25 protein-coding genes, 1 tRNA gene, 1 rRNA gene and 4 pseudogenes are annotated in these 24,436 nt (G+C 34.1%); 17 read left to right on the forward strand and 14 right to left on the reverse strand.

Annotation, left to right across the window (positions count from 1 at the left end; translation table 11 throughout):
• Positions 1-81 (forward strand): 5S ribosomal RNA (gene rrf, locus IV513_RS03705); the annotation flags it as partial.
• A gap of 484 nt (positions 82-565) precedes the next feature.
• On the forward strand, positions 566-1,558 hold the full coding sequence (dusB, locus tag IV513_RS03710) for a tRNA dihydrouridine synthase DusB (protein ID WP_209389175.1): 993 nt from the start codon (positions 566-568) through the stop codon (positions 1,556-1,558).
• 51 nt (positions 1,559-1,609) lie between these two features.
• Here the strand turns inward: dusB and deoC are convergent, their stop codons facing one another.
• The 5 genes from deoC to IV513_RS03735 form a co-directional block, all read right to left on the reverse strand.
• Positions 1,610-2,353 (reverse strand): deoxyribose-phosphate aldolase, encoded by a 744-nt coding sequence (gene deoC / locus IV513_RS03715; RefSeq protein ID WP_209389237.1) that lies wholly within the window; start codon positions 2,351-2,353, stop codon positions 1,610-1,612.
• Between the two features lie 2 nt (positions 2,354-2,355).
• Positions 2,356-2,826, reverse strand: coding sequence for an Lrp/AsnC family transcriptional regulator (locus IV513_RS03720; protein WP_209389176.1), 471 nt, complete (start codon positions 2,824-2,826; stop codon positions 2,356-2,358).
• Between the two features lie 9 nt (positions 2,827-2,835).
• Complete coding sequence (locus IV513_RS03725) at positions 2,836-3,780, reverse strand: endonuclease (protein ID WP_245168847.1); 945 nt, start codon at positions 3,778-3,780, stop codon at positions 2,836-2,838.
• A 194-nt stretch (positions 3,781-3,974) separates the two neighbouring features.
• On the reverse strand, positions 3,975-4,646 hold the full coding sequence (trmD, locus tag IV513_RS03730) for a tRNA (guanosine(37)-N1)-methyltransferase TrmD (RefSeq protein WP_209389177.1): 672 nt from the start codon (positions 4,644-4,646) through the stop codon (positions 3,975-3,977).
• A complete protein-coding gene (locus tag IV513_RS03735; RefSeq protein WP_209389178.1) occupies positions 4,643-5,905 on the reverse strand; it encodes an NAD(P)/FAD-dependent oxidoreductase in 1,263 nt (420 codons plus the stop codon). Before IV513_RS03735 ends, trmD begins: the two co-directional genes overlap by 4 nt.
• Before the next feature lie 65 nt (positions 5,906-5,970).
• On the opposite strand from IV513_RS03735, the gene IV513_RS03740 reads away from it, so the two are divergent.
• Complete coding sequence (locus IV513_RS03740) at positions 5,971-6,834, forward strand: glycoside hydrolase family 25 protein (RefSeq protein ID WP_209389179.1); 864 nt, start codon at positions 5,971-5,973, stop codon at positions 6,832-6,834.
• Between the two features lie 31 nt (positions 6,835-6,865).
• Here IV513_RS03740 and IV513_RS15775 read toward each other — a convergent pair whose 3' ends face one another.
• Together IV513_RS15775 and IV513_RS15780 are read right to left on the reverse strand one after the other, a co-directional pair.
• Positions 6,866-7,243, reverse strand: a complete 378-nt coding sequence (locus IV513_RS15775; RefSeq protein ID WP_245168848.1) for a helix-turn-helix transcriptional regulator — start codon at positions 7,241-7,243, stop codon at positions 6,866-6,868.
• Between the two features lie 81 nt (positions 7,244-7,324).
• The gene (locus tag IV513_RS15780) at positions 7,325-7,627 is read right to left on the reverse strand and encodes a hypothetical protein (protein WP_245168849.1); all 303 of its coding nucleotides are present in this window, start codon (positions 7,625-7,627) and stop codon (positions 7,325-7,327) included.
• A gap of 232 nt (positions 7,628-7,859) precedes the next feature.
• Between IV513_RS15780 and IV513_RS03750 the strand changes: the two genes are divergently transcribed.
• The 10 genes and pseudogenes from IV513_RS03750 (at position 7,860) to IV513_RS03790 (ending at position 14,141) form a co-directional block, all read left to right on the forward strand.
• On the forward strand, positions 7,860-8,360 hold the full coding sequence (locus tag IV513_RS03750; protein WP_209389180.1) for a hypothetical protein: 501 nt from the start codon (positions 7,860-7,862) through the stop codon (positions 8,358-8,360).
• A gap of 28 nt (positions 8,361-8,388) precedes the next feature.
• Positions 8,389-8,799, forward strand: a complete 411-nt coding sequence (locus IV513_RS03755) for a hypothetical protein (protein WP_209389181.1) — start codon at positions 8,389-8,391, stop codon at positions 8,797-8,799.
• 78 nt (positions 8,800-8,877) lie between these two features.
• Positions 8,878-10,110 carry a tetratricopeptide repeat protein gene (locus tag IV513_RS03760; RefSeq protein WP_209389182.1) on the forward strand — a complete coding sequence of 411 codons (1,233 nt, stop codon included), beginning with the start codon at positions 8,878-8,880 and terminating at the stop codon, positions 10,108-10,110.
• 264 nt (positions 10,111-10,374) lie between these two features.
• Positions 10,375-10,428: pseudogene (locus IV513_RS16040) on the forward strand (hypothetical protein); the annotation flags it as partial.
• Positions 10,420-10,530: a hypothetical protein gene (locus IV513_RS16045; RefSeq protein ID WP_369074863.1), complete on the forward strand. Its 111-nt coding sequence runs from the start codon at positions 10,420-10,422 to the stop codon at positions 10,528-10,530. The pseudogene IV513_RS16040 and the gene IV513_RS16045, both read left to right, overlap by 9 nt.
• Positions 10,531-10,553: 23 nt before the next feature.
• A complete protein-coding gene (locus IV513_RS16050; RefSeq protein WP_369074864.1) occupies positions 10,554-10,658 on the forward strand; it encodes a hypothetical protein in 105 nt (34 codons plus the stop codon).
• 77 nt (positions 10,659-10,735) lie between these two features.
• Positions 10,736-10,789, forward strand: a pseudogene (locus IV513_RS16055) (hypothetical protein); the annotation flags it as partial.
• Complete coding sequence (locus IV513_RS03780) at positions 10,790-11,209, forward strand: toxin-antitoxin system YwqK family antitoxin (RefSeq protein WP_369074865.1); 420 nt, start codon at positions 10,790-10,792, stop codon at positions 11,207-11,209.
• A 163-nt stretch (positions 11,210-11,372) separates the two neighbouring features.
• Positions 11,373-12,597 (forward strand): annotated as a pseudogene (locus IV513_RS03785) (IS256 family transposase).
• Positions 12,598-12,692: 95 nt separating this feature from the next.
• Positions 12,693-14,141: pseudogene (locus IV513_RS03790) on the forward strand (IS1182 family transposase).
• A 153-nt stretch (positions 14,142-14,294) separates the two neighbouring features.
• On the opposite strand, the gene gap reads toward IV513_RS03790, so the two are convergent.
• The 6 genes from gap to IV513_RS03820 form a co-directional block, all read right to left on the reverse strand.
• Positions 14,295-15,299 (reverse strand): type I glyceraldehyde-3-phosphate dehydrogenase, encoded by a 1,005-nt coding sequence (gene gap, locus IV513_RS03795; RefSeq protein ID WP_209389183.1) that lies wholly within the window; start codon positions 15,297-15,299, stop codon positions 14,295-14,297.
• Positions 15,300-15,331: 32 nt separating this feature from the next.
• A complete protein-coding gene (gene pfkA, locus IV513_RS03800) occupies positions 15,332-16,318 on the reverse strand; it encodes a 6-phosphofructokinase (protein WP_209389184.1) in 987 nt (328 codons plus the stop codon).
• Positions 16,319-16,594: 276 nt separating this feature from the next.
• A complete protein-coding gene (ygiD, locus tag IV513_RS03805; RefSeq protein ID WP_209389185.1) occupies positions 16,595-17,422 on the reverse strand; it encodes a 4,5-DOPA dioxygenase extradiol in 828 nt (275 codons plus the stop codon).
• 108 nt (positions 17,423-17,530) lie between these two features.
• Entirely contained in the window at positions 17,531-18,040 is a 510-nt protein-coding gene (locus tag IV513_RS03810) for a YceI family protein (RefSeq protein WP_209389186.1), read from the reverse strand.
• Positions 18,041-18,195: 155 nt separating this feature from the next.
• Positions 18,196-18,267 (reverse strand) — tRNA-Glu (locus IV513_RS03815).
• Between the two features lie 55 nt (positions 18,268-18,322).
• Positions 18,323-19,615 (reverse strand): N-acetylmuramoyl-L-alanine amidase, encoded by a 1,293-nt coding sequence (locus IV513_RS03820; RefSeq protein WP_209389187.1) that lies wholly within the window; start codon positions 19,613-19,615, stop codon positions 18,323-18,325.
• Positions 19,616-19,668: 53 nt separating this feature from the next.
• Here IV513_RS03820 and IV513_RS03825 point away from each other — a divergent pair, with 53 nt between their 5' ends.
• The 3 genes from IV513_RS03825 to IV513_RS03835 all read left to right on the forward strand — a co-directional run bounded on the left by IV513_RS03825 (position 19,669) and on the right by IV513_RS03835 (position 23,300).
• Positions 19,669-22,257, forward strand: a complete 2,589-nt coding sequence (locus IV513_RS03825; protein ID WP_209389188.1) for a putative LPS assembly protein LptD — start codon at positions 19,669-19,671, stop codon at positions 22,255-22,257.
• Positions 22,258-22,466: 209 nt separating this feature from the next.
• The gene (locus tag IV513_RS03830) at positions 22,467-22,847 is read left to right on the forward strand and encodes a RidA family protein (protein ID WP_209389189.1); all 381 of its coding nucleotides are present in this window, start codon (positions 22,467-22,469) and stop codon (positions 22,845-22,847) included.
• A gap of 3 nt (positions 22,848-22,850) precedes the next feature.
• Positions 22,851-23,300, forward strand: coding sequence for a hypothetical protein (locus IV513_RS03835; RefSeq protein ID WP_209389190.1), 450 nt, complete (start codon positions 22,851-22,853; stop codon positions 23,298-23,300).
• Positions 23,301-23,387: 87 nt separating this feature from the next.
• Here the strand turns inward: IV513_RS03835 and IV513_RS03840 are convergent, their stop codons facing one another.
• Complete coding sequence (locus tag IV513_RS03840) at positions 23,388-23,798, reverse strand: type II 3-dehydroquinate dehydratase (protein ID WP_209389191.1); 411 nt, start codon at positions 23,796-23,798, stop codon at positions 23,388-23,390.
• Between the two features lie 124 nt (positions 23,799-23,922).
• On the opposite strand from IV513_RS03840, the gene IV513_RS03845 reads away from it, so the two are divergent.
• Complete coding sequence (locus tag IV513_RS03845) at positions 23,923-24,285, forward strand: hypothetical protein (protein ID WP_209389192.1); 363 nt, start codon at positions 23,923-23,925, stop codon at positions 24,283-24,285.
• Positions 24,286-24,436: the final 151 nt, after the last annotated feature.

Consider the following 24,436-nt stretch of genomic DNA (forward strand, 5'->3'; position numbering starts at 1 on the left):
CTGTTCCCATTCCGAACACAGAAGTTAAGCCCTCTAGCGCCGATGGTACTGCGAAAGCGGGAGAGTAGGTCGCCGCCAGTTTTTTTCAAACCTCATACAGAAATGTATGAGGTTTTTTTATTGTATCCTGTTTTTATTAAAATCCAAATCCAATCCTAATATCAATCCAAATCCCAAAAGATGCTCTTAAACCCATTCAATAAACACTGAAAATATATTGAATTGGCAATTATATCATTAGTGGTTTTATCTTAGTTCAAAGTCAGAAAAATTACTTTTTCGTTTTAATCGGTTTAAAATGTACTTCTTTATCCTACCTTGGTAAATGGTTGTTTAAATATTTTCATCTTCAATGTTACTGTTATTATATATGCATGTATATAACCAATTTTTTATTTTAGGTTTTATTGATTTAAAAATAATTTAAATTTTGTAATGGATATTTTGACTGTTATTCTGAATTTATTTTAAAATATTATAAAATTATTTATATGGTATGTTTAATCATTTTTCACACTATAATTATCCTTTTACTTTTAAATTTTAAAATTCGTAGATTTGCACCATGATAAAAATTGGGGATATAGAGCTGCCGGAATTTCCGCTTTTATTGGCTCCTATGGAAGATGTTAGTGACCCTCCATTCAGACGCCTTTGCAAGATGCATGGTGCAGATTTAATGTATTCAGAATTTATTTCTTCAGAAGGACTAATTCGGGATGCTATTAAAAGTCGTAAAAAACTCGATATTTTTGATTATGAGCGTCCAGTTGGAATCCAAATTTTCGGAGGTGATGAAGATGCTATGGCGATGTCTGCGAGGATTGTGGAAACAGTACATCCAGATCTAGTAGATATTAATTTTGGATGTCCAGTAAAAAAAGTAGTTTGTAAAGGTGCAGGTGCGGGTGTTTTAAAAGACATTGATTTAATGGTTAAGCTTACAAAAGCTGTTGTAAGGTCTACAAGCCTTCCTGTTACGGTAAAAACCCGTTTAGGTTGGGACAGTCATACAATTAATATTGATGAAGTTGCTGAACGTTTGCAGGAGACAGGAATTAAAGCTCTCACAATCCATGCAAGAACACGTGCACAAATGTATAAAGGTGAGGCAGATTGGGAGCATATTTCAAGAATTAAACAAAATTCTAATATAGAAATTCCAATTTTTGGGAACGGTGATATTGATTCGCCTGAAAAAGCTTTGGAATATAAAAATAAATTTGCCTGTGACGGTATTATGATTGGTCGTGCTGCGATTGGTTATCCATGGATTTTTAATGAAATTAAGCATTTTTTTAAAACCGGAGAAAATCTAGATCCGCCAACTATTTCTGATAGATTATTGGCTGTCCGTCAGCATGCAGAATGGAGTGCCGAGTGGAAAGGTGAAAGATTGGGCCTTGTAGAAATGAGACAGCATTATAGTAATTATTTCCGTGGAGTGCCTCATTTCAAAGATTTCAGAAGAAAGTTTTTAGAAGTTTTTACTTTGGAGGAAATGGATGTGGTCATTCAGGAAGCTAAAGAATTTTACGCAGAATATCAAGCTCAATAATAAATATAAACCCATCAAATATTGATGGGTTTATATTTTATAACTATTTTATTAATATCCTTCCGAAATTTTATTTTGAATTAATGATATTGCAGAAGATGTTCCTATTCTTTTAACCCCCATATTAATCATTTTTTCTGCGTCTTCTGGGGTTCTTACTCCTCCGGCCGCTTTTACCGGTAGTTTTCCAGCATTATCCAGCATTATTTTAATTCCTTCAAACGTTGCTCCATTAGGTTTATCGTTTTCCGTTTTATAAAAACCTGTTGATGATTTAATAAAAATGTTTTTTAAGTCTTTTTCATCAAAATTTTCTTCTGCCCATTCTGAAATTTTTTTCGTCAGATTTGCAATTTCCTGATTGCTTAATACTGCAATTTCGATGATCCATTTTGCAATTTTTTTATTTTGAATGCATAAAAGAGTACATTTTATAAATTCATCCTTTACAAAGTTTAGATCTTGTTGCAAATAAGCTTTATAATTGATTACAAAATCGAGTTCGTCTGCACCATCTGCAATTGCTTTTTTTGCTTCTTCAATTTTTCTCTCTATAGAATCTGTACCTTCTGGAAAACCGATTACGGTTCCTACAGCAACACTAGAATTGCGTTCTTTAATATATTTTTTAATTTCAGCAACGCAGTCAGGACGAATCATAACGGCAAAAATTCCGTTATCGATAGCTTCCTGAGTAAGTTCTTTGTCTTTCTGTAAAGTTTCTGCTACAGATAATCCGGACTGTTCCGGAGTTTTTAAATAAGTGGAGTCTAAATATTCTGCAATATTCATAATTATTAAACTTTTAATTGTCGGTAAATACCTTGTTCCAAAGATATGAAAGTTTCTGTTCTTGTTACTCCTTTCATTTTTTGAAGCAATCTTAAAATTTCCATTAAATGATCGTTGTCTTTGCAAAGCACTTTCAGGAATATGGTATAATTTCCTGTGGTATAATGCGCTTCAACGACTTCATTTACTTCTTTAAGAGCTTTTACAACATCAGAATAATGGCTTGGCTGATCGAGAAACATGCCGATATAGGAAACTACTTTATAACCAATCATTCGTGGATTAAGAATAGAAATTGCATTTTCTATTACGCCTGCAAGTTCAAGTTTTTTTATTCTTTGATGAACAGCTGTGGTGGAAATCCCTATCTGTTTAGAAATATACGTTAAAGAACTTTTAGAATTATCCATAAGCATATAGATGATTTCTTTATCTAAATGATCTAATTCGTAAGTGGTGGTGCTCGTGTTTCTCATATTTGTATTTTATATTAAATTTTCTTTTAAACTCACCAGAACAGGGTAGTGATCGCTAAAACCACCAAGATATCTTGTACCTGCAAAAGTGCGAAAAGGTCTGTCTTCAGAATTTCTTTGTCGTGCTCTTATACTTTCCGGGCTGAATACATCGGCTTTATAAAACTGCCACTTTGTATCTTTATCGAAAAAATTTTCTGAGAGTATAATCTGGTCGAAGAGTAAACCTGATTTATAATGGAACGTAGAATATTTTTTATTGCTGTAAAGGTTTTGAAACGGATTTCTTAAAACCTTATTTCTACTGTTGTCAAAAAGGAAATTAACAAGGTTTTCTTCATCTGGATTTTCATTGAAATCCCCGCAGACAATAACTTTTTCATTATCTGTCTGCATTATTTTTAAAACTTTGCTTCTTATTTCATTCAGAATAAAATTGCGCTTGGGAAGATTAATATCTTTTTCTCTTTTAGAAGGAAGATGAACCACAAATACATTGATTATTTCTGATCCTAGCTTTAGTTTTGCAAAAAGTACATCTCTTGTTGTATCGTAATTTTCGGGGTTACGGTCTACTATTTCAAAGAAAAAAGTAATGGGTTCAGAGTCTAGAACTTCAATTTTAGATTTATCATATATTAAAGCAACATCTACTTTTCTTTCATCCAAAGAATTATAATGAAGAATACCGTATTGAGAGCTAAAAGGATCGAGAGTAAGGAGGTCTTCCAGAACTTTTCTTCCGGAAATCTCACAAAGTCCTATAATGCAGGGAAGAACGCCGTACTGTTCTTTCATCAAACGAAAAACATGCGCAATTTTTGAAAGTTTTATTCTGTATTTTCTTTCATCCCAATTTCTTAGTCCAGATCGAGTGGGATCTAACCTGTGAAGTGGAGGAGGATCGGGTAGGAACAAATTTTCAACATTATAGAAAGCAAAAAGCTCCATCATTGTATTTTAACTAACAAACTGAATTTTATTCGTATAAATTTATTAAAAATATTTAATTAAAAAGGTAGTTAATGATTAAATTCATATCATAAAATGTTATTTTATATTAAGAATGAATAATAAAATTAAAAAAGAGATTGAAATACAATAATTTTCAATCTCTTTTATTTTTCAATGTTATAATTTGAATGTCTTTACAATAAATCTGGTCTTTTTTCGGCGGTAATCTTTAAAGCCTGATCGTACCTCCATTCTTCAATTTTTGAGAAATTTCCGCTTAATAAAATTTTAGGAACTTCTAAACCTTTATAAGTTTCTGGTCGTGTATAAATGGGAGGAGAAAGCAAATCGTCCTGAAAACTATCTGTTAAAGCACTTTGTTCATCATTTAAAACTCCGGGAACTAATCTAATAATAGAGTCTGCTAAAACACAAGCTGCCAATTCTCCCCCAGTAAGTACAAAATCGCCAATAGAAATTTCTTTTGTAATGTGTAGTTCTCGTACTCGCTGATCTATCCCTTTATAATGACCACAAAGAAAAATGAGATTGTCTTTAATAGAAAGCGTGTTAGCAATTCTTTGGTTTAAAGTCTCACCGTCTGGAGTAAGATAAATAATTTCGTCGTAATCGCGTTGAGATTTCAGCTCAGAAATGCATTTATCTAAAGGTTCTACCATCATTACCATTCCTGCTCCGCCACCATAAGGCTCATCATCAATTTGTCTGTGTTTGTTTACAGACCAGTCTCTCAACTGATGAAAATGTACTTCTACAATTCCTTTATCTACTGCTCTTTTTAAAATAGAAGTTTTAAACGGACTCTCCATTAATTCTGGAAGTACGCTTATGATATCAATTCTCATTGCTGTGTACAGTTTTTTTTATTGGGGGCAATTATTAACCTTAATGAAGAATCTTTATTGAAATAGCTCCACATCCAATTGAAAAAAATTGCCAGTTTATTTCGAACGCTCAAAATAAGCATTAAATGAAGAAACATCCAAAAATACCAAGCAAAAAAACCTTGAAATTTGATGAAAGGCAAATCTACAACAGCTCTGTGCTTCCCGATAGTTGCTAGAGAACCTTGGTCTTTATATTCATATTCTACCCATTCATTTTTATTTTTCCGAAGAAAGTTTTTGCCTAAATTTTTTGCCTGATTGATTGCTACATTAGCCACTTGTGGATGTCCCTGTGGATATTTTGGAGTTTCCATATACGCAATATCTCCAATCGCAAAAATATTATGATAACCTTTCACTTTATTGAAACGATCTACAATATAACGGTTTCGCATAAGATTTTCCGCAGGAAAACCATCAATCACGTTACCTGTTACTCCAGCTGCCCAAATTACATTGTTAGAAGGTATTTCTTTTCCACTTCTAAGGTAAACTTTATCACCATCGTAATCGGTAACCACTTCACCACTCAAAAATTTTACGCCAAGCTCTTTTAGGTATTTTTCAGATTTTTCCTGAGCTTCGGGACTCATTACAGCCAATGGTTTTTCGGTAGAACTTACCAGAATAATTTCAAGATGATCGAAATTCATATAAGGATAATCCCTTGGTAGAATCTCTTTTTTCATTTCTGCGAAGGCACCGGCAAGTTCAACTCCGGTTGGCCCGCTTCCAACAATCACAATATTCCAATTGCCATCATCGCTTCTGCTTTTCTCGAGAATAAGCTTTTCGAAAGTGATAAGTACATGATTTCGTATGCTAATTGCTTCCTGAGTATTTTTCATACCGAAAGCTTTAGTTTCTAATTCTTTGTTACCGAAAAAATTGGTTTTACAACCTGTGGCAATAATTAATTTATCGTAAGAAAATTCTGCTCCGTCTGTAATTACTTTATTTTGTGAAGGGATAATCTCTTTTACTTCCGTAAGCCTGAATTGTGTATTTCTGGATCTCTGAAATATTTTTCTGAAAGGAAAAGAAATGTTGGAAGGCTCTATTCTTCCACAGGCAACCTGATAAAATAAAGGCTGAAACATGTGGTGGTTTACTTTATCCAGAACAATAACTTTTTTATTTTTATTGTTGAGCGATTTTGCCAGCTGAAGCCCTGCAAAGCCACCTCCAATGATAATAATCTTTTCCCTTGTTTCCATAATGAACAAATTTACTCTTTTTATTTAGTATTTTATGACACAAAAAGTTAGTTTTGCAAAACTTTATGAGTGGTAAAAAGTACACCAAAAAAACTGCCAAAAGAATACATAAAAAGAGATGGAAATATTATTTTTTCCGTAGAAGAATTCTATTGCTGATACTTATCCTTGCACTGGTGGGAACAGGCTTTTATCTAAAACAGTCTATAACTTATTACTACGCCATGTATTTTAATAAGTTTACACATAAAAAACTTCAGAATACTGAAAGTGAGTCTTTAAGAATTCAGAAAATACTTTCGGATAATCTGGATAAGACTTATGGATTCGATATTTCTCATTATCAGAATAAAGAAGATATAAAATGGGACAGTTTAAGTATAGGAAATAAAACGATTCCTTTAGAGTTTGTGGTGATGAGGGCGACAATGGGAAACCGCAGTGCCGATAAAAATTTTGATGAATTTTGGGAATCTGCAAAAAAGCATAATCTTATTCGCGGTGCTTATCATTTTTACAGAGCAGATGAAGATCCGGTTATTCAGGCAAATAATTTTCTTGAAAATGTAAAACTTGAAAGTGGTGATCTTCCTCCTGTATTGGATATTGAAAAAATGCCAAGAAAAAAATCTAACAAAAAATTAATTGAAGATTTGAAAGTTTGGTGTAAAATTGTAGAAAATACTTACGGAAAGAAGCCAATTATTTATACGTATTATCATTATTATAAAGATTTTCTGAGAGGAGAGTTTGATGGTTATCCCATTTGGCTTGCCAATTATAATGACGTGGCGGAGCCTTCCTCAGAAGACCAATGGCAGTTTTGGCAGTTTACAGAAAACGGCATTGTCTATGGAATTAATTCTAAAATAGATTTGAATATTTACAACGGAGGAATTTGGTCGCTGAAGAATCTGACGTTAAATTAAAGTTATATTAATCCCCATTCAAAACATTTTTTCATAAGCTCCGAGGGATTTTTGGGATCGTTTTTTTTAGAATATTTTTTCTGTGCGTGCGAACGGTATAGAAGGAAATATTCAGGATTTTTGAAATTTCAGATGCAGAATAACCTTTGGCAATAAAACCTAAAATTTCTGTTTCACTTTTTGAAAGTACTTCGTGAGGTATATTTTTCTGTTCCATATTGTAATGCATCTGGTGAAAATCTTTCCGGTTTCCGATTCCCGAAACTAAAACGGTATAAGCGTTTTCCATAGTAAGATGCTGAATATTAGTGTGGATATTTAAGGCCTGTAACAGCTTGCCTTCTTCATTTTTAAGAATGTGCAAATACTGATGATGAAACATTTCATAATTGCCTTTTTCCGTTTTCATCCGGAAACAGTAACTGTTTTTCAGTTGAGTCTGATACTCTCATCCAATTTCCTTGATTTTTTCTATTGTCATTTTCTCTGCTTACATTACAAATTCAAGGTCATCGGGATGGATCAGGTGTATGACTTCTTTAAGATGCGTGGGATATTTGTGAAAACCATGCATGGACAGGATATTTTCATGATGGCTACATAAAGTGCTGGCGGCAAATTTGATCCTGCAATAATAAAACTGACCCCGAGCAAATATTTCTCCGATAATGCGTTCAATGGAGGGAGCCAGCAATATACCGGCATTATTATTCTGGAAAAAATCAGGATAACTGTTCCATACTTTTGCGAGGGAATGCTGCTTTTTGGGATGAGCCGGGTATTTTTTATCCATACTTAATGTTTTCATAAAAATATAAAAAATAACGATTTCAAAAAATTACCTTTTTGCGGTATTGTAAAAGACTTTCGGTTTAAGGAATTTTGTAGAAATAAAGCTATGAGCGGCACGGGATTACTGGCTTTAGATTGACAGCATTATCTTGTAAAATAAAGAATATACAGATCGTAAACAATAAAACTGAGATTATGAAAAATTACTCATCCTTTTCGCTGTATTCCTGGGATTGGGAATTGCGGATGCACAGGCCATAAAAGCAAAAGATCCGGATGCAGTGTTCGGGAAATGGCTTTTTGTCAAAAGTGATAAACCTTTACAGGTACGCTATAAACAGGTAAAAGTGGAGAATAATATCGGCTATTTTCAGCTGCAGTTCCGCATCAACTTTGAAGACGAGATATATTGCGGTAAACCGCAGTGTCTGGGATATTTAATGAATTTCAGCTACCCGCAGGGAGACCTCAGTATGCAAACTCATAAAAATTATAAACTGATGAACAGTTTTAAAGGAGTTTACACTTTACCTGATCTGATAAGTTTTCCTATGAGCTTTTCCGATGGATCGAAATTCATCTTTGAGGACGGACAGCTGTTTGCCGTTAACAGTCCCGGCGGATCACCGCAACAGGCTTACGTGACAACAGCCTGCGTAGATAATATTTTATCCAATTACGCCCAGCATAATTGTCGTGATTTTGATGAAGCGTCAGCTATTGAGCTAAAATAATAGCCGGAAATACTTTAAACAGTTTAATATGAAAACCATATTTACTCTTTGTTTTATTACTTGGATTAGGAATAGGGAAAGCCCAAACAGCAGACGCAAAAAAACGATTAACGAAGCTATACAAAAACTGAATGGTAAAAAGTTTGGAGATTTAAGGATTGAAAAAGCCTCCTATGAAAATGATATTTTGAAATATACAGTCAATGTAAATGTGTTTAGCTTTTTCGGCAATGATGAGGAAACTTATAATGAATATTATTCTAATATAGAATGGCCGGAAATCAAAGAGGCCGGTATAACAAAAAAAGATGGAAATATTGATTATATCCACTTTTCTATTAATTCTAACGGGTATACAAAAAAAGTAGGATTTTATGTGTTGGATAAAGAAGCAAAAAGTGTAATGAAAACCATTGAAATATTAAAAAACAGTAAATAAAACTTGTGGCTCAATTTGTAAGAGAAATTCATATAAACTGTCCTGCATGTGTATCCTGAAAAAATAAACTTTATTACTATGAAAGCGATTATCATATTTTTCGGATTAGGAATTGTAAATGCACAATCTGATACGAAAATTTTAAGTCAGCCTATCAATGTTCTTACAAAACCTGGTGGCTGGTATAATATTCATTTTCCAAAACCTATTCATTTTAAAGAGAATGATCAGTTTAAGGAAGGAATGAAGCTGCTGGGATTTGATAAAAATCTGTGTTATGCCTACAAGGCAATGACTGATAACCATGATGATGACGATGATACAACAAATTATGAATATGCAGCCATAATTTTTAAAGCGGCAGGTATTGTCAATGGAGATCCTGAGAAGATAATAGGTGAAAAACTTCGCAGCTTTTGGGAAAAGAATGGGGATAAAATTGGCTGCCATGATGGGGTACATACAGTTTCTTTTTATAAATCGGGTCTGCGGAATTTCCGGAATCATTTCTTAGGAGAGGCATTGTATTTTAAACTTCCCCGGTTTAATGATGTCGGTTTTGAAGATGGAGGCCGTACGTTGCTGGATGCTGTAGCAGATGAATATCAGAAATATGATTATGATAAAGTCAATTTTTATCGAAAGGATTTAGCCTATCTATATGACCGATTGCGGGCTCAGGGAGCAAAACATCGGTTTGAACTGGAAAAAGAAAAAATCATTCCTACTGATAAAGAATTATATAAACAATTTATTCCGGCATATTATGAAGCTGCTGAAAAGGGAGATGCCTGGGCAATGTTTTCCATAGCCTATACTTATATTGTTGGAATGTATGTTCCGAAGGACTTGGCTAAAGCAAGAAAGTGGATGGACAAAGCCACTAAAGAAGCTTTAGACAAGAAAGATTACTGGGCATTAGGCTTTTTTGGCGTAACCTATGATGAAAAATTAAATGACCCGAAAACAACTTTTTCTATCTATAAAAAAATGGCTGATGGCGGAGATAATAGTGGAAGAGTCCGGACAGCCAATTTCCTGTTTTCCGGTTATGGTACTGAACGGAATGTGGATGAAGCTTTTAAATATTATATGCTTGCCAAAAATGAATCAACTGCACAGGCGATGATAGGCAGAATATTGGTAGAAAGAGGACAGAAGGAAGAAGGAGCAAAATGGCTCAGATGGACTTCTCAGACAGGAGGTATGCAGATGCCCATTGGAGACGGATATACCGTGACTGAATTTTGCAAAAAACATAATATCAAAGAAAGTGAACCGCGGATAGAGCCCAAAGATCTGGGGTTGTAGTTATTTTTCATTCCGCTAATGTTACAGTACTCAGAAGAGTATTGTTTGAAACAGCTACGAAATAGAGTATCGAAGGAAAAAAATAGACAGACCTAATTAAGCAAAACAATAACAACTAAGATTATTAAAAAATCACTTATCCTTTTCGTTATATTACTGGGACTTGGAATTGCGAACGCACAGAATAAAGAATACAAAGAATATTACGATTACGGAAAGCTCAAATAGGAAGAAAGCTATAAAAATGCGGATGGCGGGAGAGAAGGAGAAAATAAAGAATATTATGATAAGGGAGAACTAAAATATCTCATGAGTTATAAAAACAGACGGCTTGACGGTGAATCCAAAATGTATTATAAATCCGGGAAGCTGATGGGGGTTGAAAACTATAAAAATGATAAGCCGCAGATGGTGAACTGAAAAATTATTATGAAAACGGAAAGCTGGCATTCTTTGTTAGTGTAGTTGATGGAAAACCAAAAGGAGAATATACACATTATTTTGATAACGGACAGGTTGCTGTTAAAGGAAATTTCGTTAACGGATAGGTTGAAAATGAAGTTAAATATTATTCGAAAGCGGTAAACCAAAAAAAACTGAAACCTATAAAAACTGAAAATTAAACGGTTTATCAAAAGGGTTTTATGAAAATGGAAATACAGAATCTGAATTTCATTATATCAATGAAGAGAAAGATGGTGAATGTAAGTGGAATTATGAGTCAGTAAAGCCCCGCAAAATTATAAATTATAAGAATAAAGAGCTCAACGAAGAATATAAAGAATATCATGAGAACGGGCAATTAGCTATAACTAAAAATTTGGTGAATGAAAAAGGGGAAGGTATGGTTAAAGCATATCATTCTAATGGAAAACCTAAAAGAACCTGCAATTATACCAATGGGAATAGGGATGGTGAGTGTAAAGAATATTATGAAGACGGGCAGCTGAAAATGAAGATAACTTATAAAAAAGGAAAACTTGAAGATGGATCAGAATACTTTAAGGAAGACGGCTCACCAGATCCGGAGTTAAAAAAGCTCGGTGATTTTCTTGATAACAAAGCTTATGAGCAGAACAAACAAAAAGGAAAAAAATAATTCAGTCGGGTACTTAGGTTTTTGCTACTATATTTAATAAATAAAATAAGGTAGTATCTCACTAACTGTGTAAGTTAAAAAGTTATTCTGAAAAATTTTGAGTCCTTAAAGCTCAAAAAATTTTTCGGAAATAACTTTTTACTATTTTTAAACCTACATAGTTATGATCGACAAAGAAGAATTATTAAACAACAAGGATTTTTACAAATCTTTCAAAAGTTGGAGAAGATTTAACTTCATTCTTCAAAGAACTGCAAAAAAAGGCAGTAGAACACACGCTGGATGCCGAACTGGATAGCCATCTGGACAATACAAAACATGATAAAACTACCGGCGGAAATTATCGAAACGGTCACGGAACCAAGAAGATAAAGTCCTCTTTTGGAGAGTCTGAGATTAAAGTCCCTAGAGATCGAGAAGGTAGTTTTGAACCTGCTTTAGTTCCTAAAAGACACAATATTATCGATGGTTTGGAAAATATTATCATCTCGTTCTATGCTAAAGGTATGAGCGTGAGCGATATCGAAGAACAAATCCGTGAGATGTATAATTTTGATGTTTCTACTTCCACTATCTCCCGAATCACCAGTGCGGTTGCCAGTGAAGTAGTCGCCTAGCAAAACCGACCTTTGGATGATGTATATCTTATTGTGTGGATGGATGGAATCGTTTTTAAAGTTCGGGAGAACTCAAAAGTCATCAATAAAACCATTTATTTAGCAGTAGGATTAAACCGAGAAGGAAGAAAGGAAGTACTTGGAAATCGAAGATTCGACGTAGTCAATGTGGCTCGGAAAGAACGAAAGTTCCAGCTTTTGGATGAGCGTTTTAACTGATTTGAAAGCCCGTGGTGTTGAGGATATTCTCATCACAGCAACCGATAATCTGAATGGTTTCACCCAGACCATTCGTTCTGTTTTCCCTGAATCTCAAACCCAAATCTGCGTAGTTCATCAGATTAGAAACGCTTGTAAATACGTGGTTTGGAAAGACAGAAAAGAATTTTCTGCCGATATGAAGCACATTTATACAGCCCCTACAAAAGACGCTGCAAAGGCCGCCTTAGAAGATTTTGCTTCTAAATGGGAAAGTAAATATTTATATGCCATTCAGTCCTGGAGAAATAATTGGGACGAATTAACTGTTTTTTTGAATTCCCTCTTGAAATCCGAAAAATCATTTACACTACCAATTTAATTGAAAATCTCAACGGGAAAATAAGAAAATACACCAAGAATAAGATGTCTTTTCCTACTGATGATGCAGTCTTGAAATCAGTGTATCTCGCTATAAAAGAATCGATCAAAAAATGGACAATGCCAATCCAAAATTGGGGAATTGTTTTAAACCAATTTATGCTTATTTTTGAAAAAAGGCTCAGATTATAAAATCCAAGCCTCAACTTTTTAACTTACATACTTTATGAGATAGTGTCTAAAATAAACAAAAAAGAGGCTGTCTCAAAAGCGAGATAGCCTTTTTTATGCAAAAAAGGAAAGCCTCGGCTTTCCTAATAGTTGCAAATTTCGTAATTTGCTGTGTGCTAACTAAGTCAAAAGTAGTCTTTAAAGATTACAATCCCAAAGAAAATTTGCTTTTTCCTCCGAATTTATCGGAGTTGATTGATGAAAAGCATCCTGTGAAAATAGTTTCAAACATCATCGATGGTTTGGATATTAAAAACTTAATCAAAAGCTATAAACCGGGAGGAACTTCATCTTACCACCCGAAAATGCTTTTGAAAGTATTGATTTATGGTTATTTGAGTAACATTTATTCAAGCCGGAAAATGGAACAGGCATTGAAAGAAAACATCCATTTTATGTGGCTTTCGGCGATGAGCCGTCCTGATCATAATACGTTGAACAGGTTTCGTAGCGAGCGATTAAAAGGTGAAGTAAAAGCCATCTTTACACAAATTGTTTTGCTTTTGGAGAAGGAAGGTTTGGTAAGCCTGGAAACCACTTTTGTAGATGGGACCAAGATAGAGGCCAACGCCAACCGCTATACTTTTGTTTGGGGAAGAGCCATCAAGAAGCATCAGGTAAGAATTGCAGAGCAACTGGAAGAACTTTGGAATTATGCAGAAAGTGTGGCAAAAGAAGAGCTTCAAAACACTGAAAACATCGATTTTAAGGAGATTGATTCCGAAAAAGTAGCACAAACCATAGACAAGATCAACGAGGTGTTGAAGGATAAAAAAACACCTTCAAAAGTTCGCCAGAAACTGAATTATGCCAAGAAAAACTGGGCAAACAATTTGGATAAATATAAAAAGCAACAGGCGATTTTACAAGCCAGAAACTCTTATTCCAAAACCGATACAGATGCTACTTTTATGCGGATGAAACCGAAGGTTCGCGAATTCCATTGAAAAAACAATAAATATGTAATAATGAGCAATGAGGATCATATGCGAAACGGACAGCTCAAAGCGGCCTATAATCTACAGATTTCTACGAATAAACAATTTATTTTACATTATTCCATCCATCCCAATCCTACGGATACCAAAACATTGGAGTCTCATTTAAAAGGTTTTGAAGACCGCTATCATAAAGTTCCGAAAGAGCTCGTTGCCGATGCCGGTTATGGTTCAGAAGAAAACTATAACCTACTGAAAAACAAGAAAATAAAACCTTATATTAAATACAATTACTTCAGAAAAGATCAAAAATCGGGACAAATAACCACTTCTCAAAACAATCCCAAACTGGCAAAAATCAGAGAAAAGGCTTTTAAACTTCTCAATACCAAGAAAGGCATTAAACTCCGAAAACAGCGATGTCACGATGTTGAACCTGTTTTTGCAGAGCTCAAACACAACAAAAACTTTAAACGCTTTATGCTTCGAGGAAAAACCAAGGTCGAGGTAGAAATCGGCATCCTAGCCATTGCCCATAATCTCAAAAAAATGGCAAAAGCAGCCTGAAATAGACTGTTTTTTGACTTTTTTAGCTTTGTTTTTCAAAGTTTTTATAAAAACAAAACCCTAAAAATGTTTTTTTTCAACTCAGCACAAAAAAGAGGCTGCCCTTTTGAGACAGCCTCTTTATATTACTCATTGCTTATCGCACATTACCGATTACAAAGAAGCTGCATGAATTAACATATCAACTAATTTGTTAGAGTATCCCATTTCATTGTCATACCAAGAAACAAGTTTTACAAAGTTTGGAGAAAGCATGATACCTGCATCTTTATCGAAGATAGAAGTTCTCTTATCTCCTACGAAATCCTGAGAAACTACAGCATCTTCAGTATATCCAAGAATACCTTTCAATTCACCTTCAGAAGCAGCTTTAATTACAGCACAGATTTCTTCATAAGAAGCACCTTTTTCAAGTCTTACTGTTAAATCTACTACAGAAACGTCAACAGTTGGTACTCTGAAAGACATACCTGTTAATTTTCCGTTCAAAGAAGGGATTACTTTTCCTACTGCTTTTGCAGCACCTGTAGAAGAAGGGATAATATTGTTTAAAGCAGCTCTACCACCTCTCCAGTCTTTCATTGAAGGACCATCAACCGTTTTTTGAGTTGCAGTTGTAGCGTGTACAGTCGTCATTAAACCTTCTACGATTCCGAAGTTATCGTGGATTACTTTAGCCAAAGGAGCTAAACAGTTTGTAGTACAAGAAGCATTAGAAAGAATTTTTACATCATCTGTAAGGTCTTTATGGTTTACACCCATTACAAACATTGGTGTATCGTCTTTAGACGGAGCAGAAAGAATAACTTTTTTAGCACCTGCAGTAAGGTGTTTTGCAGAACTTTCTTTATCTAGGAACAAACCTGTAGATTCTACTACGTAATCTGCACCGATTTCGTTCCATTTTAGGTTAGCCGGGTCTTTCTCAGCAGTTACTCTGATTTTTTTTCCGTTTACCACAAGATCATTACCTTCTACAGAAACTTCTCCTGGGAAAACTCCGTGTACAGAATCATATTTAAGCATATAAGCCATGTATTCTGCATTGATAAGATCGTTGATACCTACAACTTCGATGTTGCTTCTTTCTGTCATTGCTCTGAAAACAAGACGACCGATTCTACCAAACCCGTTAATACCTACTTTAATTGTTGACATAGTGTTTTACTTTTTTTAAAATTATATAATATTTAGATTGCTAAAATTTCTGAAATCAACAAAAGATCTTTGTCGATTTCGTTGTGCTTTTTAATGGCTTCTTCAATAGGCGTGTATACTAGACTGTTAGATCGCATTCCTGCCATTACATTGGTTTGTCCTTCCATAAGTCCTACAACAGCCCCGAATCCCAGTCTGCTTGCTAAAACTCTGTCTGCACAGCTAGGAGATCCTCCTCTTTGGATGTGTCCCAAAATAGCGACACGAATATCGTAATCCGGAAATTCTTTCTTGGTTTTTTCGGCAAGTTCATAGATGTTTGCGAGTCTTTCGCCTTCTGCTACCACTACAATGCTGGAAGCTTTACCTGTTTTTTCAGCTTTTCTGAAATTGGCAAAAAGCTCGTCCATACTGTCTTTTTTCTCAGGAATCAAAATGTCGAGAGCACCGGTTGCCAAACCACTGTTTAATGCAATAAATCCTGCATCGCGTCCCATTACCTCTACAAAGAAAACTCTGTTGTGAGAAGTAGCCGTATCACGAATTTTATCGATTGCATCCATTGCAGTATTGAGTGCTGTATCGTAGCCAATCGTGTTATCTGTTCCGAAAATATCATTATCAATAGTTCCGGGCACACCAATTACTCGTATTCCGAATTCTTCGTTGAAGATTTTTGCCCCTGTAAAAGTTCCGTCTCCACCAATGCATACCAAAGCTTCAATACCATATTTCTGGCAATTGTCGAAGGCTTGTTGTCTACCTTCTTTGGTTTTAAATTCCATTGAACGGGCAGATTTTAGAATTGTACCACCCTGATTGATTATGTTTTTTACTGAGCGAGGTCCCATTTTAAGAAAATCATCATGAATAAGACCATTGTAGCCTTCTCTCACTCCGTAACATTCAATATTATAATAATTGGCAGTTCTTACAACTGCTCTTAGAGCTGCGTTCATTCCGGGAGAGTCGCCCCCTGAGGTAAGAACAGCAATTTTTTTTACAACGCTTTCTTTCATCTAGTAAAAAATTTCAAACACAAATTTACAAAAACAAGTTCAGATAACAGCAGATTGTTAGAATTAATCTCCAATCATATCATTCAGAACTGAAAGAATTTTAAAAGTTTTTGTTGAAAGTTCTACTAAATAATCCTAATGCCTTATGTTGCAGTTGTGATGCTGTAAGTTTTAGATATGTTAGAATTCTAGTTCTTAAATAAGCAAAATAAAAGTGGGTATTAAAACTGCCTTACCATAAAAACAGTACAATTTTAGGGTAATTACAAGTAAAATTTATCCAATTTTTACACTTGTCATGCTTAATGATCCTCCAATAAGGTGATTGTTGAAAAGTTTGATGTCTTCGTTGTTGCTTTTCAAACCTAAAGTATAGATTAATGGCAAAAAGTGGTCTGGAGTAGGAACAGCGTATTGTAAGAATGTTCCTTGGTTTTGATAATTAATCAGATTTTGGAAATTGCCGTCCATAATCCAGGAATTTGTTTTTTCATACGCTTCTACAGCCCAATCCCAGCCGAAATCTACAGTATTTATGTTTTTCCAGTCGATCTTTCTCAGATTATGAACAATATTGCCGCTGCCAATAATTAAAATGCCTTTTTCCCGAAGTTTATCAAGTTTTTTAGCTAAATCAAAATGATACTGTGGTGGTTGGGTGTAATCTATGCTCATTTGGATGACAGGAATATCTGCATCGGGATATAAATGCTTTAAAACAGACCAAGCTCCATGATCTAATCCCCAATTGTAATCTTCTTCTGCCAACAAAGGTTTTATAAGTTCGATTGTTTCATGTGCCAGTTCTGGACTTCCTGGTGCAGGATATTGAACATCAAACAAAGCTTTTGGAAAACCTCCAAAATCGTGTATGGTTTTAGGGTTTTGCATGGAAGTTACCAAAGTCCCTTGTGTAAACCAATGAGCTGAAATACATAATATTGCTTTAGGAGTTGGGATTTCTTTTGCAATATCTCTGAATCCTTGTACAAACTGATTTTCTTCTATAGCATTCATAGGAGAGCCGTGTCCAAGAAAAAGAACGGGCATTTTTTCGGTATTTTTATACAAAGAAGCGATGTTGCTTAAATCTGTTAAATTCATTTACAGGTAGATTTAAAAAGGTTCAGATTCTTTAAAAAAATCTGAACCTTCCGATTAAAAAAAACATTTTTATGAAAAACGCTGTTTTAAGTTTGTGATGATAGTAAATTATGCTTTTACAAATTGTAAATCTCCAGCAATTTTTACATCTTCGCCTACCATTACTCCTCCAGCTTCAAGAGCGGCATTCCAGTTCAGTCCGAAATCTTTTCTGTTGATTTTTCCTTCAAAAGAAAAACCGGCTTTTGTGTTCCCCCAAGGATCTACGTTAATTCCGCCAAAATCAACATCCAGTGTAATTGGCTTTGTAATACCATTTAAGGTAATATTCCCAGTTACAGAGTTATTTAAAGAATCTGCTTCAAAAGTGATTTTCGGATTGGCTTCTGCATTAAAAAAATCGGCAGATTTTAAGTGGTTATCTCGGTCTGTATTATTAGTGAAGATTGAATCTACATCTATAGTAGCGGTTGTTTTAGCATTAGTAAAATTGTCATCTTCAGATTCGATTTCAGCATTGAATTTTGTGAAACTTCCTTTGATGTTTGAAATCATCATGTGTTTTACTTTAAAAGTAATTTCACTGTGAGCTGGGTCTAAATTCCATTTTGTTGCCATTTGTAGTAATTTTTTTGTTGTTATTGTATGGTACAAATTTAGGGCAAGTTTAATACCTAAATCATTGATTTAGGATAAGAAAATGATACTTTAAGAAAAATTAATCATGTTAAATAGAAAAAAGCACTACAAGAGTGCTTTTTATGTTGTATCGGTAGCCTATAGGAGAATCGAACTCCTGTTGCAAGGATGAAAACCTTGAGTCCTGACCACTAGACGAATAGGCCAAATTTTGAGTTTGCAAAAGTATAAATAAACTTTCAAACTTCAAAATTTCAACCTTTATTTAAAATTCTTTTGGATAACAGTATTTTTTATGCCCTTGTCTTCCAGCTCTTTCTGTAGTTTAATGGCATCTTCTAAAGTATAAACTTTTCCGTAAGTATAATAAAATATACCGTTGTTTTTGTTTCTGTCTACATCTTTAAGAGTCTGCAAAATAGGAGAATTGCTGCTTAGTTTATCTTTACCGGCATATACTTCAATATTATAATATCCTGTAACGAGTTTTTGGTTAGGCATAAATCCAACGGCATAAGCGTTTTTAAAACCAGCATCTTTAGCTGTCTTTATATTGATATCTTTTACGGATGCCATATTGGTTACTCCATAATAATATTTATAAATTCCGTTTTCTTTTATCGGAAGGATGTAGTTAAGACCACGAAGTTCAGGATCTGTTAAATTGTACTTGCTCGGAACAGTCATTAAAAGAATTCTGAAATCATTTTTCAGAGGCATTTCAACAGGTTTTGGAGCTTCCTGTTTTTTTATGATTTCTTGTATGCCCGCTCTTTTGTCTTTAGCTTTTTTGTAATCGATAATAGCCTTATAAATATTTTCTGCAACTTCGTCCTGTCCTTTTTCGGAATTAAGATAAGTAGCATCTTCATAATTATTCACAAAACCGGTTTCAATAAGAATAGAAGGCATCGCACTTCTTCTTAAAATGTGTAAATTTTCCTGCTTTACTCCTCTTGAGAATCTTCCGCTTTTCTCAAAATTGGCTTCAACAAAACTCCCCACAATAAGGCTGTTTTCAAGATATTTGCTTTGCTGAAGTTTTAGGGCGATTAAAGATTCGGGAGAAGAAGGATCATAAGACGCAAAGGTTTCTTTATCTTTTTCGTCTAAGTAAATTACATTATTTTCCTGTTTTGCTACTTCCAGATTTTCTCTGTTCTGAGCCGGTCCCTGTACAAAAGTTTCGGTTCCTCTTGCGGTTGCAGATCTGCTTGGAGAAGAATTTACGTGTACGGAGATAAATAAATCTGCTCTGCTGCGGTTAGCGGTGTTTGTTCTGTCTGTTAAAGATGGATATTCATCAATTTTTCTGGTGTAAATTACTTTAAAGTCCTTATTTTTTTCCAGCATTGCTCCTAGTTTGAGCACAACTCCCAAGGTGATGTTTTTTTCCTGTACCACACCTATGTCTGGATAATTTCTGTAAGCACCATGATCACTTCCCCCATGTCCTGCATCTAAAACTACGATAAATTTTTTTTGACAGAAAATGAATGTGGAAGCGAATGTAAGAAGAAATGCTAAAAATATTTTAAAATTTAGTTTGTACATCTTTCAGTTTTAAAAATTATAGTAATTTTGAGCCAAATTATACTTAAGCAAAATTGGACAAAACCGTCTTCAAAAATATATTACAAATTTTAATTATCCTAATTTTTAACAGTTTTTTAGCACAGGAAAGTCCTAAAAAAATGATTAAACCTGCGATAATTAATGATACCATCGTCAAAAAAGATACCGTTATTTCTGCAAAAGAATCTCTGGAAGATGTTTTGGATACTAAAGCAGACGACATCCGAAGAGATGTTCCTAAACGCATGATTTATCTCAACAAAAATGCGCAGGTAAAATATCAGGATTTACAGATAGATGCAGATTACATTTCTATTGATGAGGAAAGAAATGTTTTTTTTGCACGAGGGAAGTTAGATTCTTTAGGTAAATATAAAGAGTTGGTAAAGGTAAAGCAAGGAGGTAAAGATTATGAAACCGACAGTTTTTCTTATAATACAAAAACCAAACAAGCCATAGCATACAATGCAAGAACGGAGGAAAACGAAGGATTAATTGTTGCTGAAAAAACAAAAAAATATAATGATTCGGTTTTTGTCATGAGACATGCCGAATTTACTACCGATACATATTATATAGAAAAGAAAGATACCAGACCAGATTATCATCTTCTGGCTTCTTATATTAAAATGCAGAAAGGAAAGAATAGTTCTTCTTTAATTACGGGACCTGTGCAAATGTTTATAGAAGATGTACCTACACCTTTTGTTATGCCGTTTGCAATCTTACCTTTTTCCAGTAAGCGATCTGCTGGGATTTTAATCCCGAGTTTTGGGGAAAGGGAAGATGTAGGATTTTTTCTCAATGGATTAGGGTATTATCAACCCATCGGAGAACATTTCGATCTTAAAATTCTGACGGATATTTACACAAAAGGAAGCTGGAATATTCGACCTGAAATGAATTATCTTAAGAAATACAGGTACTCCGGTAATTTCTCTGCCGATATTGGTACTACCGTGAGAGGAATTAAAGGGCTAAACAATTATAGTAAAACAGGAACTTACAGAATTGCATGGAGGCATACACAAGATGCAAAGGCTAATCCTTTTCTTAATTTTTCTGCATCGGTAGATGTTACCAGCCAGACGTTTTATAACAATACGGTTAATAACGCCTATGTAATGAATCAAAGTTTTTTGAGAACGCAGCAGAATTCTACACTTACTCTTACCAAAAGATTCCTAACACTTCCGATAACGATAACAGGAACAGCTTCTTATTCTCAAAATTTTGCAACGAATCTTTCAGATTTAAGATTGCCTCAGATGAATGTGGCGATCAATCAGTTTTATCTTTTTAAATCCAGAACAGGAACCAGAAGTGGATTACTCGAAAATATTACCGTTAATACAGGTCTTAATCTCACCAACTTTGTAAGCACAAACGAAGGGGATTTATTTACCAAAGCAATGTGGGATAAAATGCAGACGGGGCTCAAGAATAATATTGCTTTAGGAACCAATGCTACTTTTGCAAAATATTTTACATTCAGTCTAGGAACTACTATTGATAACGCTCTTACGACTAAAACTCTTACTAAATTCTATGATCCTGTACAAAATGTACAAGTAGAACAAATTAATAAAAAACTCGCAGGATATACTATTTTTTCGTCTACGGCAAGTGTACAGACCCAGCTTTACGGGCAGGCAAATTTTAAAAAAGGGAGTGCAATAGAAGCTATCCGACATATGATGACCCCAAGTATAGGTTTTACTTATTCTCCTGATTTTGGAGGTCAGAAATTTGGTTACTTCAGAAACTTTTATGATGCCAACGGTGCACTTACCCCATATTCTATTTTTGATAAAGGTATTGTAGGAACACCCACTACGGGGATGGTTGGAGCATTGTCTTATAGTATCGGTAATAATATAGAGATGAAAGTGCGTTCTAAAAGCGACTCCACAGGAATTAAAAAAATCAAAATTTTTGAATCTCTGAATGTAAGCGGAAATTATAATTTTGCAGCAAAATCTCATCCGTGGTCGGTTATTTCGGTGAGTGGGCAGTCGTCTTTCTTTAATAATAAACTCAGTGTTAATACAAGTTTAGCGATTGAACCCTACAAAATCTTATTTGCTCCGGGTTCTGATGTAGGTATTAGAACTGAAGATTTTGGAAGTTTTAGTGTTCAGGCTTTTCAGGTTGGGCTTACTTATCCCTTAAGCAGCGAGCTTTTTGGAGAAAAAAAGGATCTCTCCAAAATATACTCGCAAAAAGGAGAGATTAGGAACGAAAATTATTATTTTGATGATGATAATTATGCACATTTTGATCAGGCTTGGACTCTCAATGTAAATGCCAATTATCAATATTCTAAAACATTATCCAGAACACCAACAAGAATGGCATCTATCGGTCTCGATGGAAGTATTAAGCTTACTCCTTATTGGAACATCAACGGAAGTACCCATTATGATATGGTTACCAAAGAACTTGCTTACACAAGGATTGGGTTTGCGAGAGACCAAAGAAGTTTTACGATTAATTTCAACTGGGTACCCTTTGGACAATACAAACTTTACGATTTCTTTATAGGGATTAAAGCCAATATATTAAGCGATGCATTGAAATATAAAGACAGAAGTTTTACTCAGCCTAATGCACCTTTCTAAAATCATGTATATTTTAGAATTTAAATTTTATATTTGCACCCGAAATAAATTCTAAGGAATATTTATTGCTATCCAATCTTTGCTGTAAATATTTCATTGGTCATGAAATTATATAATTAATAATTATTATTTTTTGATCGATATTTGAAAAAAATAAAAATGTGATTGGATTATAGCGAACTGTTTCAAGTAATATCTATATAAAAAAAATGAAAACTATTATCAATACAGAAAATGCTCCTGCTGCAATAGGACCTTATTCTCAAGCAAATTTAGCCAAGGGAGTTTTGTATATTTCAGGGCAGATTCCTGTAGATCCTGCTACCGGAAAGCTCGTTGAAGGCATAGAAAAAGAAACTCATCAGGTAATGAAAAATCTTGAAGCAATTCTTACAAAAGCCGGAATGACTTTCAAAAATGTTGTAAAAGCAACGATATTTCTTAAAAATATGGATGATTTTACAGTAATGAATGACATTTATGCTTCGTACTTGGACGCTGAAAGTTTCCCTGCAAGAGAAACAGTACAGGTGTCTTGTCTTCCGAAAAATGTGGATATAGAAATTTCAATGATTGCTCACCAGGATTAAAAAATGAGTTTTTTAAGAAATACAATTGCGGTTTTGGTTGGTCTTGCTATTGCAGGTCTTATCATAACTCTTGGTATAAGAGCGGTTCCGCAATGGATTACTTTTGAAGCTTTTGCTCCTTTTAAGCATTGGGAAAGCTTTTTGGAAAGCATGAAAAATAATAATGCTTTTTTCTGGTTTCTGTTATTTATTTCCGGCTTGGGGACTACTGTTGGAGGAGTGGTAACAGCAATTATTGTAAAGTATGCCAAGGTTGCCTATGCTATACTTATAGGTTTTATCATGCTTTTTGTGGCGATGCTGGATGTTATTATTTTCCCTTATCACCCTACATTCTACAAAATTTCAATATTTCTAGTCTTTTTTCCTTTTGCATGGATGGGTGGGAAAATCGTTGAGGTAATTTATGAAAGAAAGAAAAAAAGGCAAATAGCCCATAAAATAAATGAGTAATTCTAGTTACTTTAAATAACAAAAAACAGTCTTTCAGGACTGTTTTTTTTATATGATGTTATTAAAGAAATTTAAATTGATATTTTTTTAAGAAGTAAGATTAAATAAAGCTATTCTGTAACCTTTCATCCCAAAACCAGACAAAATCCCATCTGTATTGGCAGCCGTAACAGATTTCTGACGGAATTCTTCACGTTTGTAAATGTTACTGATATGAACTTCTGTTTTGGGCTTCTGAATATTTTTCAGACAGTCAGCAATAGCATAAGAATAATGAGTAAAAGCACCAGGATTAATGATTAATGCATCAAAATCGTTTTCCTGCATACGGTTAATAAGCTCTCCTTCTATATTAGACTGAAAATAATCAATTTCGTGATTAGAAAATTCAATTTTCAGATTTTTTAAATAATCTTCCATAGAAACGCTGCCATAGATATCGGGTTCTCTAGTTCCTAAAAGATTAAGATTGGGACCGTTAACAATTAGAATTTTCATTTGAGGAAAGAATTTTGATTATTTTTTTATTGATAAAGATGTTTCTGCAAATATAATGACATTCATCATTACAGCCTCAAAATACGGAAATTGAATAGTATATTTGTGCTAAAGATTTTTATTGTTGAAGTTTTTCCTGTCTTTTTTCATAGTTTTTACCATCGCAATTCGTCCGGTTTTGCCATTGATTAATTATGTGGTGAATTACGATTATATTGTCAAAAATCTTTGCGAAAACCGAACTGTCGAAAATTCTTATTGTAAAGGTAAATGTTACGTTGCAAAGGAGTTTTCTAAAACAGAAAAACAGAACAATAATAATCAGAATATTAAGATTGCAGGTTTAGACGCTTTTGTTTCCAGCGATATTTTTACTTGTTCTAATGTGCAGTATTTTGAGCTTTCTGTAAAAAATCTGTTTTCATCGGGAAATAGGTTTTACGATTCCGAATATTTTTCAAGAATATTTCATCCTCCTTTAGGGTAGGTATTTGCATCTCTTTTTCAGCCTTTTAACTTATTTTAATAATCACTAAACGATTTTCTGTGTAGAATTTTCGGTGTGCATTATTTTAGTATTAAATTTGGTTGATAAACATTTTTTAAATCAAAACAATTCGTAATTTTCAAATCTAAAT

It is taken from the genome of Chryseobacterium sp. RR2-3-20 (genome assembly GCF_017808115.1).
GTDB lineage: Bacteria > Bacteroidota > Bacteroidia > Flavobacteriales > Weeksellaceae > Chryseobacterium > Chryseobacterium oryzae.

Coding starts and splice junctions, on each gene's coding strand:
- dusB (WP_209389175.1), top strand. CDS start 566: ATGATAAAAATTGGGGATATAGAGCTGCCGGAATTTCCGCTTTTATTG.
- IV513_RS03720 (WP_209389176.1), bottom strand. CDS start 2,826: ATGAGAAACACGAGCACCACCACTTACGAATTAGATCATTTAGATAAA.
- IV513_RS03725 (WP_245168847.1), bottom strand. CDS start 3,780: ATGATGGAGCTTTTTGCTTTCTATAATGTTGAAAATTTGTTCCTACCC.
- trmD (WP_209389177.1), bottom strand. CDS start 4,646: ATGAGAATTGATATCATAAGCGTACTTCCAGAATTAATGGAGAGTCCG.
- IV513_RS03735 (WP_209389178.1), bottom strand. CDS start 5,905: ATGGAAACAAGGGAAAAGATTATTATCATTGGAGGTGGCTTTGCAGGG.
- IV513_RS03740 (WP_209389179.1), top strand. CDS start 5,971: ATGAGTGGTAAAAAGTACACCAAAAAAACTGCCAAAAGAATACATAAA.
- IV513_RS15775 (WP_245168848.1), bottom strand. CDS start 7,243: ATGAAAACGGAAAAAGGCAATTATGAAATGTTTCATCATCAGTATTTG.
- IV513_RS15780 (WP_245168849.1), bottom strand. CDS start 7,627: ATGGATAAAAAATACCCGGCTCATCCCAAAAAGCAGCATTCCCTCGCA.
- IV513_RS03755 (WP_209389181.1), top strand. CDS start 8,389: ATGAAAACCATATTTACTCTTTGTTTTATTACTTGGATTAGGAATAGG.
- IV513_RS03760 (WP_209389182.1), top strand. CDS start 8,878: ATGAAAGCGATTATCATATTTTTCGGATTAGGAATTGTAAATGCACAA.
- IV513_RS16045 (WP_369074863.1), top strand. CDS start 10,420: ATGAGTTATAAAAACAGACGGCTTGACGGTGAATCCAAAATGTATTAT.
- gap (WP_209389183.1), bottom strand. CDS start 15,299: ATGTCAACAATTAAAGTAGGTATTAACGGGTTTGGTAGAATCGGTCGT.
- pfkA (WP_209389184.1), bottom strand. CDS start 16,318: ATGAAAGAAAGCGTTGTAAAAAAAATTGCTGTTCTTACCTCAGGGGGC.
- ygiD (WP_209389185.1), bottom strand. CDS start 17,422: ATGAATTTAACAGATTTAAGCAACATCGCTTCTTTGTATAAAAATACC.
- IV513_RS03810 (WP_209389186.1), bottom strand. CDS start 18,040: ATGGCAACAAAATGGAATTTAGACCCAGCTCACAGTGAAATTACTTTT.
- IV513_RS03820 (WP_209389187.1), bottom strand. CDS start 19,615: ATGTACAAACTAAATTTTAAAATATTTTTAGCATTTCTTCTTACATTC.
- IV513_RS03830 (WP_209389189.1), top strand. CDS start 22,467: ATGAAAACTATTATCAATACAGAAAATGCTCCTGCTGCAATAGGACCT.
- IV513_RS03835 (WP_209389190.1), top strand. CDS start 22,851: ATGAGTTTTTTAAGAAATACAATTGCGGTTTTGGTTGGTCTTGCTATT.
- IV513_RS03840 (WP_209389191.1), bottom strand. CDS start 23,798: ATGAAAATTCTAATTGTTAACGGTCCCAATCTTAATCTTTTAGGAACT.